This is a genomic window from Endozoicomonas sp. (assembly GCF_965196975.1).
In the GTDB taxonomy this organism is placed as follows: Bacteria; Pseudomonadota; Gammaproteobacteria; order Pseudomonadales; family Endozoicomonadaceae; genus Endozoicomonas.
The window spans coordinates 4749939-4767414 of sequence record NZ_OZ239981.1 but is presented as its reverse complement, the minus strand read 5'-3'; the positions used below and the strand labels follow the sequence as shown (position 1 = coordinate 4767414).

The 17476-nt window shown below is 47.9% G+C and carries 20 protein-coding genes; 6 read left to right on the top strand and 14 right to left on the bottom strand.

Annotation, left to right across the window (positions count from 1 at the left end; genetic code table 11):
- Positions 1-7: 7 nt before the first annotated feature.
- On the bottom strand, positions 8-1036 hold the full coding sequence (locus tag ACOCLE_RS21405) for an ABC transporter permease (protein WP_419534159.1): 1029 nt from the start codon (positions 1034-1036) through the stop codon (positions 8-10).
- A gap of 42 nt (positions 1037-1078) precedes the next feature.
- Positions 1079-2419, bottom strand: coding sequence for a CmpA/NrtA family ABC transporter substrate-binding protein (locus ACOCLE_RS21400; RefSeq protein WP_419537249.1), 1341 nt, complete (start codon positions 2417-2419; stop codon positions 1079-1081).
- 491 nt (positions 2420-2910) lie between these two features.
- On the opposite strand from ACOCLE_RS21400, the gene can reads away from it, so the two are divergent.
- The 4 genes from can to ACOCLE_RS21380 all read left to right on the top strand — a co-directional run bounded on the left by can (position 2911) and on the right by ACOCLE_RS21380 (position 5242).
- Positions 2911-3567, top strand: a complete 657-nt coding sequence (gene can / locus ACOCLE_RS21395; protein ID WP_419534158.1) for a carbonate dehydratase — start codon at positions 2911-2913, stop codon at positions 3565-3567.
- Positions 3568-3682: 115 nt separating this feature from the next.
- The gene (locus ACOCLE_RS21390; protein ID WP_419534157.1) at positions 3683-4141 is read left to right on the top strand and encodes a hypothetical protein; all 459 of its coding nucleotides are present in this window, start codon (positions 3683-3685) and stop codon (positions 4139-4141) included.
- Between the two features lie 58 nt (positions 4142-4199).
- Positions 4200-4598 (top strand): hypothetical protein, encoded by a 399-nt coding sequence (locus tag ACOCLE_RS21385; RefSeq protein ID WP_419534156.1) that lies wholly within the window; start codon positions 4200-4202, stop codon positions 4596-4598.
- Between the two features lie 110 nt (positions 4599-4708).
- The gene (locus tag ACOCLE_RS21380; RefSeq protein WP_419534155.1) at positions 4709-5242 is read left to right on the top strand and encodes a cytochrome b; all 534 of its coding nucleotides are present in this window, start codon (positions 4709-4711) and stop codon (positions 5240-5242) included.
- 57 nt (positions 5243-5299) lie between these two features.
- On the opposite strand, the gene ACOCLE_RS21375 is transcribed toward ACOCLE_RS21380, so the two are convergent.
- From ACOCLE_RS21375 to ACOCLE_RS21350, 6 genes are all read right to left on the bottom strand, one after another.
- Positions 5300-6400 (bottom strand): extracellular solute-binding protein, encoded by a 1101-nt coding sequence (locus ACOCLE_RS21375; protein ID WP_419534154.1) that lies wholly within the window; start codon positions 6398-6400, stop codon positions 5300-5302.
- 96 nt (positions 6401-6496) lie between these two features.
- Positions 6497-7534 carry a histone deacetylase family protein gene (locus ACOCLE_RS21370; protein ID WP_419534153.1) on the bottom strand — a complete coding sequence of 346 codons (1038 nt, stop codon included), beginning with the start codon at positions 7532-7534 and terminating at the stop codon, positions 6497-6499.
- Between the two features lie 119 nt (positions 7535-7653).
- Positions 7654-8715, bottom strand: a complete 1062-nt coding sequence (locus tag ACOCLE_RS21365; RefSeq protein WP_419534152.1) for a Fic family protein — start codon at positions 8713-8715, stop codon at positions 7654-7656.
- 269 nt (positions 8716-8984) lie between these two features.
- A complete protein-coding gene (locus tag ACOCLE_RS21360) occupies positions 8985-9419 on the bottom strand; it encodes a hypothetical protein (protein ID WP_419534151.1) in 435 nt (144 codons plus the stop codon).
- Positions 9420-9465: 46 nt separating this feature from the next.
- Positions 9466-10203, bottom strand: a complete 738-nt coding sequence (truC, locus tag ACOCLE_RS21355; protein ID WP_419534150.1) for a tRNA pseudouridine(65) synthase TruC — start codon at positions 10201-10203, stop codon at positions 9466-9468.
- A 70-nt stretch (positions 10204-10273) separates the two neighbouring features.
- Entirely contained in the window at positions 10274-11161 is an 888-nt protein-coding gene (locus tag ACOCLE_RS21350) for a DMT family transporter (protein WP_419534149.1), read from the bottom strand.
- Between the two features lie 395 nt (positions 11162-11556).
- Here ACOCLE_RS21350 and ACOCLE_RS21345 point away from each other — a divergent pair, with 395 nt between their 5' ends.
- On the top strand, positions 11557-11796 hold the full coding sequence (locus ACOCLE_RS21345) for a hypothetical protein (RefSeq protein ID WP_419534148.1): 240 nt from the start codon (positions 11557-11559) through the stop codon (positions 11794-11796).
- A gap of 145 nt (positions 11797-11941) precedes the next feature.
- Positions 11942-12808: a hypothetical protein gene (locus ACOCLE_RS21340; RefSeq protein WP_419534147.1), complete on the top strand. Its 867-nt coding sequence runs from the start codon at positions 11942-11944 to the stop codon at positions 12806-12808.
- Between the two features lie 14 nt (positions 12809-12822).
- Here ACOCLE_RS21340 and ACOCLE_RS21335 read toward each other — a convergent pair whose 3' ends face one another.
- The 6 genes from ACOCLE_RS21335 to ACOCLE_RS21310 form a co-directional block, all read right to left on the bottom strand.
- Entirely contained in the window at positions 12823-13167 is a 345-nt protein-coding gene (locus ACOCLE_RS21335) for a hypothetical protein (RefSeq protein ID WP_419534146.1), read from the bottom strand.
- Between the two features lie 104 nt (positions 13168-13271).
- Complete coding sequence (yieH, locus tag ACOCLE_RS21330; protein ID WP_419537248.1) at positions 13272-13898, bottom strand: 6-phosphogluconate phosphatase; 627 nt, start codon at positions 13896-13898, stop codon at positions 13272-13274.
- A 104-nt stretch (positions 13899-14002) separates the two neighbouring features.
- Positions 14003-14968: an acetyl esterase gene (gene aes / locus ACOCLE_RS21325; RefSeq protein ID WP_419534145.1), complete on the bottom strand. Its 966-nt coding sequence runs from the start codon at positions 14966-14968 to the stop codon at positions 14003-14005.
- A gap of 167 nt (positions 14969-15135) precedes the next feature.
- Positions 15136-15732, bottom strand: a complete 597-nt coding sequence (gene caiE / locus ACOCLE_RS21320; RefSeq protein WP_419534144.1) for a carnitine operon protein CaiE — start codon at positions 15730-15732, stop codon at positions 15136-15138.
- 121 nt (positions 15733-15853) lie between these two features.
- Positions 15854-16141 (bottom strand): 4Fe-4S dicluster domain-containing protein, encoded by a 288-nt coding sequence (locus ACOCLE_RS21315; RefSeq protein ID WP_020582002.1) that lies wholly within the window; start codon positions 16139-16141, stop codon positions 15854-15856.
- Positions 16138-17424, bottom strand: coding sequence for an FAD-dependent oxidoreductase (locus ACOCLE_RS21310; protein WP_020582001.1), 1287 nt, complete (start codon positions 17422-17424; stop codon positions 16138-16140). The genes ACOCLE_RS21315 and ACOCLE_RS21310 overlap by 4 nt, the downstream gene beginning before the upstream one ends.
- Positions 17425-17476: the final 52 nt, after the last annotated feature.

Genomic DNA, 17476 nt, shown 5'->3' with positions numbered 1-17476 from the left:
CCCTTTATTAATGACTGACCTTTGATTTATCCCAGGAGACAAACCGTTGAATCTGCAGCATGGTTCGATCAAGGCCAAAACCAATCACACCAATCACGATGACGGCAACCATAATGCGCGCCAGAGAGTTGGAACTCCCATTCTGAAACTCATCCCAGACGAACTTACCCAGCCCCGGATTCTGAGCCAGCATTTCTGCAGCAATCAGCACCATCCAAGCCACCCCAAGGGAGAGTCGCATACCGGTAAAAATCATGGGCACCGATGCAGGTAGAACAATTTTCTGAACGTGTTTCAGTGCAGGCAGTCGCAACACACGACTGACGTTTACCAAATCACGGTCCAGTGAAGACACACCGACTGAGGTATTAATCACCATTGGCCAGAGACAGCAAAGCATGACGATGATCATCGAATTTAAAAAAGACTTGGCTACCAGGGGATCAGGGCTGATATATAGAGCACTGACAACCATGGTCACCAGCGGCAGCCAAGCCAGGGGAGAAACCGGTTTGAATATCTGAATGATCGGATTCACCGCCGCATTCAGTGTTTTATTAAGGCCAATGGCAATGCCAAGAGGTATCGCAATTAGAGCCGCCAGCAGAAACCCACTCATCACAGTTACCAGGCTGGTAGCGATCTGATCGAGAAAGGTTTCCTTGCCGGTATAGGCCCGTATTTTCGGAACGTAGTCAGGATCTTTGGCAACGCGGGCAGCATTACGTTTCTCCTGCCGCTCATAGAATGCTTCTGCCTTTTCCCGCTCGGTTATATGCTCCTGGTAGAGAGAGCCAAACTGCTCCCATACAACGGTAGGTCCGGGAAATTTGCCCAACGAGGTATCAATATTCCGGGCAGCTCCAGACCAGATCAGTAGGAACGCAACGATACCGATAATGGGCATCAGTACCGTGCTGAACACCTTCCCGGAATTCATCGCGCCTTTCGCGCTCAGCCCGGCAAGAAAAGACAGTGACGATGACTTGCTTTGTTCACCATTCACTGGCTGACTGACAACCGTGGCATCGGTCATAATCCACTCTCCTTCACTTTCTCTTTAAGAAAGGCAACAGGATCAAATCCTGTCACCCTGCTTCAGACCGATGGTGAACTGATTGATGTAGTCGTTTGGTTTTTTGCCGTTGTAGACCAGGTTATCGATAAAGTGGGTCTGTGGGTCACGGAAACCATCTTCTGACTCGAAGTCCGGGAAGTCTTGCAGCTTGACCAGTGCTTCATCCACCAGAGACAGTGCCGCTTTTTCATAGATGTCCGGACGGTACACCTTGGCAGCCAGCGCCTTGTACCACTCATCGCTCTTGTCTTCTGAAATCTGTCCCCAGCGACGCATCTGGGTGAGATACCAGATTGCATCCGAGTAATATGGGTAGGTAGCGTTGTAGCGGAAGAAGACATTGAAATCTTCTACAGGTCGTTTGTCGCCTTTCTCATACTCAAAGGTACCTGTCATGCTATTTGCGATGACTTCGTAGTCAGCACCAACATAGTTGGATTGCGAAAGGATTTTGACTGCCTCAGGTCGATTGGCATTATCATTGGCATCCAGCCATTGAGCTGCGCGAATCAGGGCTCGTGTCAGACGGATGGTGGTATTGGGGTACTTTTTATAGAACTCCTCGGTAATCCCAAACACCTTCTCGGGATTGTTTTTCCAGATCTCATAATCGGTCACCACAGGCACACCAATGTTCTTGAAGACCGCCTGCTGGTTCCAGGGTTCGCCCACGCAGTAGCCATAGATGGTGCCAGCCTCCATCGTGGATGGCATCTGTGGTGGTGGAGTGACGGATAAAAGGGCATCGGCATCTATCTGCCCAGACGTATCCCCTTTATGTGGTGCATAAAATCCGGGGTGAATACCTCCTGCTGCCAGCCAGTAGCGAAGTTCATAATTGTGGGTAGAGACTGGAAAAACCATACCCATATTAAACGGCTTCCCTTCAGACTGGTATTTTTCAACCACCGGTTTCAGGGCATCCGCTTTAATCGGGTGCTGAGGTCGGCCATCGGCCATCTTGGGAATATTGGGCTTCATTTGATCCCAGATTTCATTGGAAACCGTAATCCCGTTACCATTCAGATCCATGGAGAATGGCGTAATGATATTGGCTTTGGTACCAAAGCCCATGGTGGCAGCCAGAGGCTGTCCAGCCAGCATATGGGCACCATCAAGACGCCCATCAATCACACCATCAAGCAGCACTTTCCAGTTTGCCTGAGCTTCAATCGTGACGTAGAGCCCTTCATCTTCAAAAAAGCCCTTCTCATAAGCAATGGCAATGGGCGCCATATCCGTCAGCTTGATAAAGCCAATGGTCAGTTCTTCTTTTTCCGGATAGCCAAGTTCAACATCTGCCCTGACACTGGCTTGCCCGGTAACAGCACTCACCCCCATGACCGCACTGATGGCAGCAACCTTGCTTAACCTGGAAACCTGCTGAACCGATGCCTTCTTAAAAGGCTTAAACCACGTCATTATTCCCCTCCCCCGTATAACCGGCCTCTCTACGTTGAGCTGGAGTAACCGTAATCAGGCATCACTCTTTTCCGGTATCAGCCAACGCACAGAGATGTACTGCCAGGGAGTCAGCAGAAAACGTGCCAGATAACAGAAAATCTGATAACCAACTGAATTTAAAAGCATTAGCTTATTCTGACTGACAAATACCTTACCTGTTTTCAGAGAGTAAAAAGCAATCAGAGATAGCAATGAGGGTGCAGCTACATCAGGCAGGTCACAGGGTCTGCACCAATCTGGCACGCTACCAAGTCATCATCTGACTCATTTCCCGGTTACAAACCTCTTACATTAGAGTGCTGGTCTTGCCGAAGTGGAGTTGCTATAACGTTCTCCAGTTATGGAACAGGAATATGGATCTGGAAACTATGTCTAGTTTGGAAAACCTCCTCGAAAACAATAACCAGTGGTCCAAGTCCATTCGTGAAGAAAAGCCCGGTTTTTTTGAAAAACTCTCTGAACAGCAGGCGCCCAAGTACCTCTGGATCGGATGTGCAGATAGCCGGGTACCTGCCAACGAAATCGTTGGCCTCCTTCCGGGCGAACTTTTTGTACACCGAAACGTTGCTAATGTGGTGGTCCATACCGACCTGAACTGCCTGTCCGTGCTTCAATACGCTGTTGACTACCTGAAGGTGGAGCACATTATTGTGACAGGGCATTACGGTTGCGGCGGTGTGCGCGAAGCCATGAACAACTCAAAGCTGGGATTGATCGATAACTGGCTGAGGCACGTTCAGGACGTTAAAAAGAAGCACACTGACCTACTTGAGAATGCCGGCAGTGATGATGAGCAGTTCCAGAGAATGTGTGAGCTTAACGTTCTTGAGCAGGTGCTGAACGTGTGCCAGACAACCATCGTTCAGGACGCCTGGGATCGTGGCCAGAAACTGACCGTAAACAGCTGGGTTTATGGTTTGAAAGACGGTCTCGTGCGGGATCTTGGCTTAAGCGTTGGCTCAAATGAAGACATTGACGCCAAGTACCCGGCAGCTCTTGATAAAATTGCTCATAAGTCAGGTTAATCATTCCCTCTGTATGGCCTGTCCATGGTTTGCTTCGACAGGCTATCAGAACTAACGTCTTTAATTTACCCGTCTATACTTTCCTTCCATTTAATGTAAGTGGAAGTGCCCTTTTATGCTGATCGCCAGCCGTAGAGCATCCCTGCTTCTTTCCAGTTTTCTGATTACCGGTGCTGTTGCTGCAGTAGAGGCTAGTAAGGTAGGAGAGCCAGAAGGGTTCTGGATACTTGAAAACAGAGACCCTGAAAAGCCCTATGGTGGGCTCAAACTTAATCGACCTAACGCCTTCTCTCTTCTGGTGTTTGACAGTAACTGCCAACTGTACAAGGTGGAAGGTAAGATACGCCGAAGAGCACACTCTTGGGAGCTGAAGAACCACGCAGACCACAGTAACGTGTTCATTCTGACCAGAGAATCACAAAAACTCAGGCTGGTCGATACAGAAGGTCAGGAAATGCTGTTTACTGCAGCTTCTGAGGCCGAACTGGAACAGGAGTTGAAAATGGCCAGAAGTCAGCAATGCGCACTGTCCACGCTAAAGAGTGATCCTAACCATGACCCCTTTGATGTGTAGAATGTCCCTCTCTATCAGAACATTCTGTTATGCACTGGCTCCGTTACTGGTAGCCCTGATGCTGTTTGTCCAGACAAGTCATGCGGAAGACCTTTCAGAGAAAACGCCCAAAGCCGCCAGCTTTAATAATTTTTACCTGGTGACATGGGACACCAAGTCCATTACCAACCGAAAGAAATTTGACAAACTGCTTTCAGAGCAAGCGGGCAGTCTACTCAAGCTCTGGAAAGCGGGTAAAATTGAAAATGTTTATATTGATCCCAAGCCAACCGATCAGGAAGGTCAGCGAGTTGGAACTGTCGCATTTTTTGTTCGAGCAACATCTCCCGAAGCAGCAAAAGCGATTCTGGCCGACATGCCGTTTGTGAAAAACAAAGTGGCCAGCTACCAGCTTAAGGAAGTCGGTGCCTTCTGGCTTGGCCGTCCGGAAGATCTTGGTATTGGCGCAACCGACTAATAACCTTGCATTTGATACGCTTTGATACAACCTCAATATGAATAGCTGTAGCGCAAAAACACTATAATAAATTACGATACGGCATTATCTAAAAAAAACAGGGCAAACCGATGAGCAACTCTGATAAATACCCCATACTTATGCGCCTGATGCACTGGACTGTTGGTCTTTTGATCCTGGGAATCATCGGTGCTGGCTGGTATATGGTCGGTCTAGAAGACAACGTCAGCTATAAATACGATATTTACCACTGGCATAAGTCCTTCGGTGTTCTGGTGATCTTCCTGTTGTTTGCCCGTCTGGTGATTCGCTGGGCCAGCAAGGTTCCAGAACTACCTGACAGTATGCCCGCTTATCAGAGAAAGCTGGGAACACTGGTGCATTGGCTCCTCTATCTCTTTATGTTCCTCGTACCAGTAAGCGGATACCTGATGTCTGATGCGGGCGGCCGTGATGTGCCACTGTTTAATCTGGTCATGCCCAGCTTTCTGGAAAAGAACCCTGAGCTGGCAGGCCGGCTCCATGATATGCACGTAGTCATCCCCTACGTTCTGTTGGGTATTGTGGTATTGCACACTCTGGCTGCCATCAAGCATCGTTACTTCGATAAGCCTGAGCATGATGTGCTTCGTCGAATGCTCTGAGCAATTCAATATATTAAAAAGGCCCTCAATTGAGGGCCTTTTTATTGACTACGTATCTCAGCTTTTATTTGCAGTTTTCGCCCTGTTCCAGGCTCGGGTTACCGTACGGACAATTTTCTTGTCCGGAGACTTCACCACAAACAGAGAGTTCAGCCGCGCTTCTGATGGATAGATGCCATCATTATTGCGCATCACGTCATCCACCAATGGGGTCGCCTTGCGGTTGGCATTGGCATAAGCCACATAGTTACTGATGTCAGCAGTTACCTGGGGCTCCAGAATATAATTCAGGAACTGGTAAGCACTCTCCTTGTTCATGGCGTCTTTTGGCATGGCAAGAACGTCATACCATACGGTCGCACCTTCTTTTGGAATGTAATAACGAATATTAATCCCGTCTTTTTTACCCAGCTCAGAGGCCTGCAGAGTGCCGCCAGAGTAGGCAATCGCAGCACAGATTTCACCACTGGCCAGACCATCCACAAACTGGGAAGAACTGAAATAGCGAATGTGGGGAACAATTTTGGCCAGGTGATCACCGGCAGCCTGCCAATCTTTTGGGTTCTTGCTGTTTGGGTCTTTGCCCTGATAAACCATAATGGAAGCCAGAACATCCATAGGATCGTCAAGAATGGCAATGCCGCAAGAGGACAGCTTTTCTGCATTCTCAGGATTAAGAATCAGGTCCCAGCTATCCAGAGGAGCATCGTCACCCAGCACCGCTTTCACTTTCTCAACGTTATAACCGATACCTGAAGTCCCCCACATGTAGGGAATGGTATAACGGTTACCCGGATCGAAGGCTTCCAGTTTTTCCATCAGAATGGGATCCAGGTTCTGCCAGTTAGGAATACGACTTTTATCCAGCTCCTCGTAAACCCCAGCTTTAATCTGATTCGGTACAAAATAACTGGATGGAACCACTACATCGAAGCCTGAACGACCCGCCAGCAGCTTACCCTCCAGCATTTCATTGCTGTCATAAAGACTATAAGTGACGTTTATACCGGTAGATTTCTCAAAGTCAGATACCGTATTTTCGGCAATATAGTGAGACCAGTTATAAACATTCAGTTGTGGCTTCTCTTCTGCATGGCCAGTGGAGATGGCAGAGATGGAAACCGCTACAGACAACAACCCGGAAATCAATGCTTTCAACAATCATTACTCCTGTTGAAAGTTAAGAGTGATACAGTCCTTTGACTGCCCCATAAAAAAGGCCACTGAAGTCAGCAGCCATTATTTAAAGCCCTTTCAGGCTTCGTACTTTTGAAACCCTTCAAGCACATTGGCAGTGTTCGTGCCCAGGGCATCAACAGCGTACCCACCCTCAAAAATAAATTGAGTCGGTAAACCCAGTTCCGCAATCAAGCGGCCCATTGTTGTGTAATTGTCCGACTTCAGTTTGAAAAACGAGATAGGATCCTGCTCGTAGCTGTCCAGACCCAGAGATACCAGCAGAACATCAGGCTTAAACGCAGCAATCTTATCCAGTGCTTTCTGCAGAGCCGGTTCATAGTCAGACCAGTGGCTGTTCAGGGCCAGAGGCAGGTTCAGGTTAAAGCCTTTACCATCACCTTCTCCCGTTTCTTCCTGATAGCCCAGAAAATAAGGGTAGTCCCAGGCAGGATCGGCATGAACGGATGTGAAGAGCACGTCTGCCCGATCGTAGAAAATCGACTGTGTGCCATTGCCGTGATGGTAATCCACATCAAGAATGGCAACTCGCTGACCGCCGTTGTCCAGATAGGCCTGAGCAGCAATAGCGGCATTGTTCAGATAGCAATAGCCACCCATTTGATCCTGACTGGCATGGTGCCCGGGTGGACGACACAGACTAAAGACAGAGCGTTCACCTTGCTGAATCAACTGCTGGCCGGAAAGTGCGCACTCGACCGAGGCCCAGATCGCCTGCCAGCTACCCTCAACAAGGGCTGCGGTCAGGTCTGAGGAGTAATAGCCCAGCTTCCCTTCAATATGCTCTGGACAGACAGAACGAAACCGTCTGACCGGAAGGCAGTAAGGCATCGCCTGAGTGCTTTCGGGAAATTCTGCCTGCCACAGAGACCAGGCCTGCTGAAGAAAATTCACATACTCCCGGGTATGAACCCGTGCAGCCAGATCAACCGTAAAGTGATTCGGAGCAATGACCGGCCCAAGATTTCTGGCCGTAATATGCTTTAGAACAATCCCGGTTCGCTCAGCGACCTCAAAGCTGGGTACCAGTTCACCACTGAGTACTTCCTGAATATTGCAGTGAAGCGCCTGCTGCTCAGAGTAGATAGTGATCATTTCTATAGAAAGAACCTGATTGGTAAGTCAAAAAGCAGGCCATCCTATAGAAATCTGCAGACCAGGTATACACGCATAAATACGTCGCCAGACACTGCAAATACTGGCAGCAGAGAGCTTCATGCAACGGTCAGTCGGTTGCATTTTTGCCACTGGGCGCCACGCCCCTTTCCAACTGGCTCCAGCAGTCCTTCAGACCGCATCTGCTGAACCACTTTTTTGACCAGCTCCCGGCTGACGGTCGGTATCTGCAGACAAATATCAGCAATGGAAAAAGCATGACTGGTCTGCTCAATGGCCATCTTCACCAGCTGTGATTTAGGCGCGCGACTCCCCTGCCACTGCAGAGTATGAATTTTATCTTCAAGCTCATCGTAAGCACGAATCAGGGTATTCAGGAAAAAATCGATCCATGGCATCGGGTTGTGTTGCCCTTCATGCCAGCCTTTGACACTTAGCTGTAACGCTCTTTTATAGGCCTGCTCATGTCGTACCAGCACACGCTCAAGGCTGATTAGCTGGGCAACCTGATAGCCATTAAGTGCCAGCATCATCGCCATAATCAGCCAGGCTATTCGGGCATTGCCATCGCTGAAAGGATGTATACAGAGAAAGTCCAATACGACTGCGGGTATCAGTAACAGAGGCTCAACCTGTAGCTGAAGCCCTTCATGGTAATAGGCAACCATTTCCTCCATTGCACCGGCAATCGCCGTGGCTGGCATAGTTCGATATAAAACACCGATTCTCTGACCTTTGCTGTCCCGCTCGACAATTTCTTTATTGGTAACCCGCCAGCGCCCTCCTTCATGGGGCACGTGGGCATATAACATGGCATGCAGCTGGCGGATAAGGCTAACTGACAAGGTCATGTGTTCACCGGGTTCAACCACAATTTCCAGACCATCCCGGTAGCCAGCAACCTGCCTCTCAACCGGTGCGGTCGGTCGGTATTCCTTATGCACCAGCTTACGAACCAGCTCTCTGGAAGCAACAATGCCATCCAGACGACTGCTGTATTCCACCGATTCCAGTACCGCAACCTGACGAAGCGTATCCAGAACCTCTGGTTGCTGACGGATAGTCACCAGCTGCCGGCCTCTGAATTCTCCCAGTTGCCTGAACAGACCCAGCTGATAACTGCTGAAGGCATAACCGGATAAATGCTGCAGTGTTTTCATACGTAATTCGATTAAAAATATAATAGGTATTTATCGGGCACAAAAATGAGAACCAAAACACAGCGTCAATTAATACCCATAAAATTCAGAAATTTAAGAAAACTCCAAGAATAGGATATTTTTTGGACAATTTTTAATCAAACTCGTAAAAACACCTATCCATTAATGGGACAGATGTAAAACATGCGCTTCAAGGGAATGTCTAAAGAAAGAGAAAGGTGTCCCGCAAAGTCGTCAAACTGACTTTGCGAGAAGAGATGAATTGATGATTAAAACTGACAGACCTGCACACACATTAATACACAGGCCATCGCCTCAGGGTCATTACGACAGGCGGATGCGCAGGGATTAAATTCTCCCCCCAGCTCTGTACAGGTTTCTTCTGCCATGAACTCACACTCCTGGTGTTCTTCCAGCCAGCGGCTCCCTTCGGAAGAGATGCAGGCCAGAACATTCTCAGGTCCAGTCGCCGTGATCTGGGCAGGAATAGAGCGGGTCATGCGAACATCTGTCAGGACACCCGCTTTGCTCAATTCCATAACCTGCTGCATAACAGGATCGGGGGTCATGGTTGAACCGGTGAACTGACGAGTTACTTCAACTTCCGAATTTTCAGCCACTACATCCTGAGACTCCTGAGTTGAAGCACAGCCTGCCAACAAGAGTGCCAGTGAAACCAGCATTCCAGAAATAACTTTTTTCATTGAACTATCTCAATCGGATAAAAAAGGATATTTATTCACTGCCTTCTTATATTGTCCAGCCAAATCGCGCCAAAAGTTGATCAAACACAATATCTACAGGGGCATATAAGGAGAGGGGCTGCCCTGTAACCGGATGACGCATCTCCATTCTGGAACAATGAAGCAATAAACGGTCGGCACCAAAATGTTCAGCGAAGTATCGGTTATGGTTTCCCTTACCGTGTTTGGCATCACCAATAATTGGGTGGGCAATATGCTTCATATGCCGACGAATCTGATGTTTACGCCCAGTTATGGGCTTAGTCTCCACCAGTGAATAGCGACTGCAGGGGTAGCGATCAATTGCAATTGGCAGCTCAACGATTGCCAGTCGGCGATACTCGGTCACAGCTTCCTGCGCGGGTTTATCCTTACGGGCTTTTCGGTCGGCTATTTTATCCAGCTTTTCCTTCAGTGGATAATCAATAACACCAGATTCAGGCGCATAGCCCCGAACGATGGCAAGATACGTTTTACGGATCAGGCCTTCCGTAAACTGCACACCCGACAGTTTGGCAACTTCGGATGACAGGGCAAAAACAAGCACACCCGATGTGGGCTTATCCAGTCGATGAAGGGGAAACACATGTTGACCTATCTGATCCCTCAACAGCTGAATGGCAAACCGGGTTTCATGACGATCAATCATGGAGCGGTGAACCAGCAGGCCGGAGGGTTTATTGATGGCCACCAGCCATTGGTCCCGATAGATAATATCAAGGGTTTCAGCAGGCGCTTCGATCATGCCTTTGTCCACTCACTTCCAAATTCAAAAAAGCGGAGGATAAAGACAATCAAAGCGCATGGCTATTGAATCAACAAGGCTGACTCTTTTCTTTGGACAAACTGCCAACCGTAATTGCACCAAGAATAACCACACCTCCTGCCAGTGTTCTTACAGAAGGGATTTCTGAGAGAAGAAGCGCTGCCAGCACAATGCCATAAACTGGCTCAAGACAGGTCACCAGACTCACCAACTGGGCTTTCAGATAACGGAGGCTGCTTAAAAACAGCATTAACGGAATTGTCGTACAGAGAATACCGAGCGTAAGGAACTCTGGCCAATACTCAAGCATCGTAAAAACACCTGCCTTTGGCATTATAAGAGCGGTAGTAATAACAGCCCCAATATTCTGTAGACAAGTCAGTGCCATCGCATCCGTTTTCTGAATACGGTTTCTATTAGCCAGAGAAAGGATGGCAAACAAAAAGGCGCTGAAGATCCCCCATGCCAGCCCCTGTACAGTCCCTGACACCCCTTCTCCTAATAAAGAGCCGAAAGACGAAAGGGGGAAGATGACAAAAAGACCGATTACGACCCCACTGGCAGTCAATACATCCAGCATACGTAATCGCTCTTTAAACAGCACAGGCTCAAGCAACGTTACAAATACTGGAAATGATGAAAATGCCAGCAAACCAATGGCTACCGACGAAACCTGAATGGCCTGAAAGAAAGTCATCCAGTGTATAGACAGAATACCACCCAGCGCCATATTGACTGGCCACTGACGGGGTACAAACATCTGTCGAACTTCCCCCTTAAAGGTTAGAACTAACAGGAGAATGGCACTTCCAATCAGTGTTCTTCCCAGAACAATCCAGCCAGGATCGATAGGCAGTAATTTGCCAAACAGCCCTGAAAGACCAAACAACAAAATGGCGATATGAAGCCTGAATAAAGCCTGTCGGCTATTGTCCATTACTTTCCCTTACGTCTCGAACAGGAACAGGCTGCACAAGTAAACAGAAATACTGTATGAGCAGCCATTGAAAACAGGGAGGAAGAATAACTGAATAATCAGAAAAGTGTTGAAATTATGACACTTCTGGCCAGATAAGGAACACTTCTTGATGTGATGGTTACAGCATCCTGAATATGTGCAATAGACTGAAACAACAAATAAAATTGATGAAAACCTGATTAAATCAAATAATTAAAAAAACAATAGATTAATTAGTTATTTCTTATTGTCATTAATAATCACTTCGAACTTTCATTTTCTTGTTATTTTCCCACTATACAACTTCACTATTAATTAAACCCTTAATAAAAATGGGTTGGAATTAATTCGCCGAGTTTCCATGGAGAACAATAATGAAAAAGACACTTTTTGCTATCGCAACTTCTTCAGTCATTCTTTTTAGCGCTAATGCTTCAGCTGATCTGGACTACGCTGCTCAGGCCATGGAAAGACATGGTATGGAAAAGCCAGTGTCAATGCCTATGATGGACGTTTTCAGTGCCAGAGCATCACTGGACTCTATCGTTGTACCTACTGCTTATGAAAAGCTGCAGGCAAGGATGGAAGAGCTTTCTGAAAGAAGAGGAAACTAATACTTCCTCTTTGAAAACAAATGGTTGTGATAGTCGTTAATCACAACCATCACTTCCTACCTCTCTATATTCAGTCCCTTCAACCAAACGCTTTTGTTTCACTGGTCTAAACTTCATCTCTCTCAGCCAAATCAAGTGCGGAGCTATGTCATTAGTCGTTAACTTTCTCAATGAATTCAGGGACTGTCTGCTCAATGGCAGTGAAGATCAGGTTCTGGAACTGAATATGCCTGATGACATCACAGGCTGGGGTATCACCGAAAGTGATGATTACAACCGTCTGGATGATTTGCATAAGCGGTCAGGGCGCTATTTTAAAGAGCGGGAGTCCATCGATATTCAGCTGGATCCACTCGATAGCTTCGGAAACGGTAAAGCCATGATGGTCGCCTGCCGCTTTAAACGTGATATTCAATTCAAGAATGGTTTAAGGCTGAAAGATGATGACTTGAGGCTAACATTTTACCTTGTTGAACATCAGGGCAAACTGAAAATCCGTCATGGCCACCTCAGCAAAGCCTGGCCGGAGGCAACCCAATTCCCGGTCGACCCTGTCCCCCAAAGACCTCAACCCGAGCCTACTGGTCATTCAGCAAGACTGGACTCTGTCAGTATCGCCCCATTCCTTGATGCTTTGAACAGCCGGGTCAGTTACAGTGAATCCGTTGATATGGATGGGCTTGAGTCTCTTCAGCACCCAAGCCAGAGCAGGGTTTACTTCCCAATTCAGGGAAACACAGAACTTCGTGGAACCCGACAGTACACTCAGTACCTTCACGCACTTGCCGAAAAATACGCCAACCCGTTACTTAAATACCATCACCCGGTTGCCTTTCAGGATCAGTCTCTAGTCTGTCTATCGGCTTATGCCGAGTCATCCTGTCTGGATAAGATTACCGGAGAAAAAATCAGTGTCTCACCACTTCGGGTTACTTACATACTTCAAGAGCATGAAGGCCAGTGGTTATGCCGACACAGCCACTGGTCATTACCTCATCCCGATGTCGTTTGATAATGGCCTTTTCTTTAGACCAAGTCAGCAACATCAGCTCTTAGCAGCGGTTCCTTACCAAGATCAAAGCCAGCAACCGCAATATGCAGGGTAAACAGTTGCTTCAGAGTGGCAAAGTCTCTCGACTTAGGCCACTTGTCTTCATCCTCAGTCCACACAGAGAACTCATTCTCAAGAATTGAGCGTGCTTCCTCACTGACGCCATCAACCAGACTCTCTTCAGATTCATGCTCATCAAAAAGATAAGCGCCACCTTCAAAGTCCCACGTCTCAGGAAGCTCAACATTCAGGCTTTTCACCCAATCAATGAACTCTGCTTTTGGCTTCAAGGTAATGACACAGCGGTTAATAAACTTCATTCTTCGCCTGTTTAATCAATCGTTAAAAGTAGTGTGATCAGTATATAACTTACTATAAGTCGGCAGATTAGCACTCTTTTAAGAAAGCAGGGCAGGAAAGTCGACTATGCATTCTCCGGTAAAAACGATGAGCTCGTTATCAGGTCTGCCAAGTCAGTCATATCACAAAACCGTATCACCAGAGGATGATCAACCGGTTCAGCATGCTCATCCCTGCAGTAATGAAAAACAGGAATACCAGCATTGATGCCTGCCATCACGCCAGGTACGGAATCTTCCACCAGTACACAGTTTGCCAGATTAACCCCCATGCCTTTGGCCGCATAAGCCAGTAATCCCGGATCGGGCTTCCAGCAATTGGCATCAAAGGCACTGAACAGTTTTCCCTCAAATCGTGGCAGCAATCCAGTCAGCCCGAGGGTATGTTCCATCTTGCTCGCTGGGCCATTGGACGCTACGCATACGGGCAACCGGATCTTCTCCAGCATCTGGGGAACACCTTCCACCGGCATCAGATGCTTATCGAACAACTGACGTAATTCCTCCCGATACTCTTTCTCCAGCTCATCCAGATCCAGAGACAGGTGATAATCACCGCAGATGGCCGTCAGGATCTCCACCATCTTCCCGCCTTTGTATTTGATCAGACACTCTTCCAGCGTGACTTGAGCACCATAGCGGGAAAACACATTGACCAGTCCCTGGTTACACAGAATCTCACTATCAACCAGTGTTCCATCACAGTCGAAGATTACACACTCGATGTTATTAATAGTTCACTCCCCATACTGCAAAAGCCCTTCAATGGAAAAACAGACGCTATTGCAGGAAATTATTACTGATACTTCAGACATTGAAGAAAATAGTTAACCCCGTCAGACAATGCCTGATTGGATGCGTTCATCACTTTTGAGTAATGAAGAAAAGCATGAAGGGTTCCCGGGTACATTTTGTATTCACACTCTATTCCATGACTTTCGAAGATTTTATAAAGTGCTTCACTGTCATCCAGAAGAGGATCAAATTCGCTGGACGCGATAAAACTGGGAGGAATATTTTCAGATAAGTTATTGTTGAACAGGCAGTAGTAAGCAGCGTCTATCTCCTTATCACTGTTCAGATACATCTCCTGATAATACTCTAGATCTTCTTTCGTCAAACCATCCCACTCACCGCCGTACAGTTTTCGAGAACAAGAGTCTTTAAGGCCGTAGAGTCCATAATAAAGCAACAGGCATTTGATATACCCGATATCCATTCCAGCATCACGTTGCCAGAGATAACTGGCCAGTGACAGATAAGCTCCAGCAGAGTCTCCGGCATACCCCATGTTTTCACAATCGATGCCATGTTCATGACCATGCTTCAGAAAAAACTGACTTACGGCAACACACTCTTCGATGGCTTGAGGATATTTCGCTTCAGGTGACAGGGTATAATCAATACCAATCACAACGGCTCCGGATGCTTCAGCCAGAATCCGCATAATTCGGTCATGGGTATTCATGCTGCCCACAATAAAACCGCCACCATGAATATAAATCAGTGCCGGTGATTGTAATCTTTGGGTTGGGTAGTAGAGCCTTGTTCTTACATGACCGCCTTCATATTCGACATCCAGCTCGTTGATTTCATGCATTTGCGGGCCGCCTTCATTCCAGAAAGCCCGACCTTTCTCATAGTCGCTGCGCATCTGCTGCAGCGGGTCACAGCATATTTCCTGCCCTGATACTTGTGGCGCACAGTGCAGAGCGGCTGTCATCTCTTCAGACAACCGACTCAAAACATCAACTTTATTCATTCGGAGATTCTGTGGGTTGTATAAGCTTTTGGACCAATGACAACCAGTCTGGCCATACTGCAGGGACTTATTGTTGAACCACAAAGAGAGTGAAGAAGCGCTTTTCTTTTCTCTTGTGATCTCTGTGGTTCAATCTTTACCCCATGAAAGGGAGTACATGATAATGATCAGGCAGAAATTTTAGGCTTCACATCGGTGGTACCCATCAGCCGGGGTCGGTTCAACTCCATTTCAACCAGTGGCATCACCTCTTTCATGGTTTTGCCAGAGCGGATGGCCAGATCCTGATACTCTTTGGTATTCAAGCCTTTCCAGTGCATATCCTGATCAGACACCTGACGAATCGGTTTGGCCGGTGAACCAACCAAAAGCTGTCTTGCTTCACCCTGAAAGCCAGCTTTCACAAAACTCATGGCCGCTACAATGCTCTCTTCCCCGATCACAGCACCGTCCATTACTACCGAGTTCATGCCAACCAGTGCATTTCGACGGATGACACAACCGTGAAGAATAGCGCCATGGCCGATATGTCCATCACGTTCGACAACCGTGTCCATATCGCAGTAGCCATGCATCACACAGCCATCCTGAAGGTTGGCACCCTCCTCCAGAATCAAGCGACCATAGTCGCCTCTCAGACTGGCAACAGGGCCAATATAAACACCCGGCCCGACAATCACATCACCAATCAATACCGCGGTTGGATGGACATAGGCAGTAGGGTCTACCACCGGCACCAGTCCTTCAAACTCATAACAGGGCATTACGATAACTCCCTTAAAAAAACGCTGCCCGTCACCCGCTGCCCGCTTCCCGTATAAGCGAAGGTTATCCTGGCTTTTGCGGGCGACAGGCAGCGGGAGGCGCGTAGCGTTTTAAAATTACTCAGCCGTAGCGGAACTCAATACCAAAGGTACCCTGTGGGTAGTGCCATTTTTTGATAATGGTGTCACCACAGAGAATACGACAGGTACCACACTCCAGGCAGCCAGCGGAGTCAAAATGGATATTGCCATTTTCGTCACGCTTATAAAGGCCAGCAGGGCAGGCAGCTTCCAGCTTGGCAAATTCTGCCGGATCCGGATTCTCGACCAGTTCGATATGCGGATTACCTTCATCAACAAAGAATTTGTTAATGCCCAGCTTTACATCAACATTGACCTTCTCGCTCATAGCGCAGTCGCTCCCTTGAAGCCATCTTTGATCAGGTTCATGAAACCGGCCTGCTTCAGGTGAGGCATCACAATTTTCCGCAGTGGAGCAGAAGTGCCGTTCATGGTGTAAAGGTCTTTCATGATGCCGGTCATCATGGTTGGATACTGGTTAAACATTCTTGGGTTATCCAGGAAGCCGGGAACCTTCTTATAGAGCTGAAGGTCTTTCATCACAAAGCTGTTATCCAGCGTTGTTTTGTAGGAAGCCAGGCCTGCTTCACTGAAGTCGCCCGCCTCTTTAGCCTTGATGATGGCATTGGCAGCCGCTTCACCGGAGGCAATGGCCAGATCCATTCCCCGAATGGTAAAGCCAATATTCAGACAGAGACCTGCGGCATCACCGGCAATCAGAACGCCATCACCCACCATCTTCGGCACCATGTCATAACCACCTTCCGGTACAACGTGGGCAGAGTACTCAACGGTCTTACCACCAGCGATCAGCGGCTTAACGGTTGGATGATTTTTGAAGTCTTCCATCATCTGAGGAATGCTTTTGCTGACCTTGTCGATGTTATGCAGACCAAACACCAGCCCCAGAGAAACGCTGTCTTCATTGGTGTACAGGAAGCCACCACCCATCTGGCCATCAGAAGGTGAGCCAACAAACAGCCAGGCAGCACCTTCATTATCCATGCAGCCAAAACGATCGTTGATCTGCTGGCGGCTCAGCTCAATGACTTCCTTAACACCCACACCGGTGTTGTGTGCATTTACACCGGTCACCATGCCCAGCTTCTGGCCCAGCATGGAGTTCACGCCATCGGCAAGAAGCACGACATCGGCTTCCATCTCTTCGCCACCGGCAATAACACCGCAGACCTTACCGTCGCGAACAATCAGGTCATCAACATGAACACCCGGAACAATGCTGGCACCTTCAGATTCAGCTTGCTCTGCCAGCCACTGATCAAACTTTGAACGCAACACAGCATAAGAGCGACTGCCTGGATCTGCGGCTTCAGGGCTTGCATAGTCAAGCGTCACACTGCTGCTGCCATCCATAAAAGAGACTTTTTCATGGACAATGCAGCGCTCAACTGGTGCTTCTTCAGCAAAGTTGGGGAAGATTTTCTCGATACTGTGGGCATAAAGACGACCACCGGTCACATTCTTTGACCCTGGAAAATTACCCCGTTCAATGACCAGTGTTTCCAGACCGGCCTTGGCTAACAGGTACGCACTGATGCAACCGGCAAGTCCTGCCCCGACAATGATTACATCAAATTTATCTTCGGACATGGTGTCCCCTCACTTCTAACGATATGCACCTGACAGTGCAATTCCATTTATT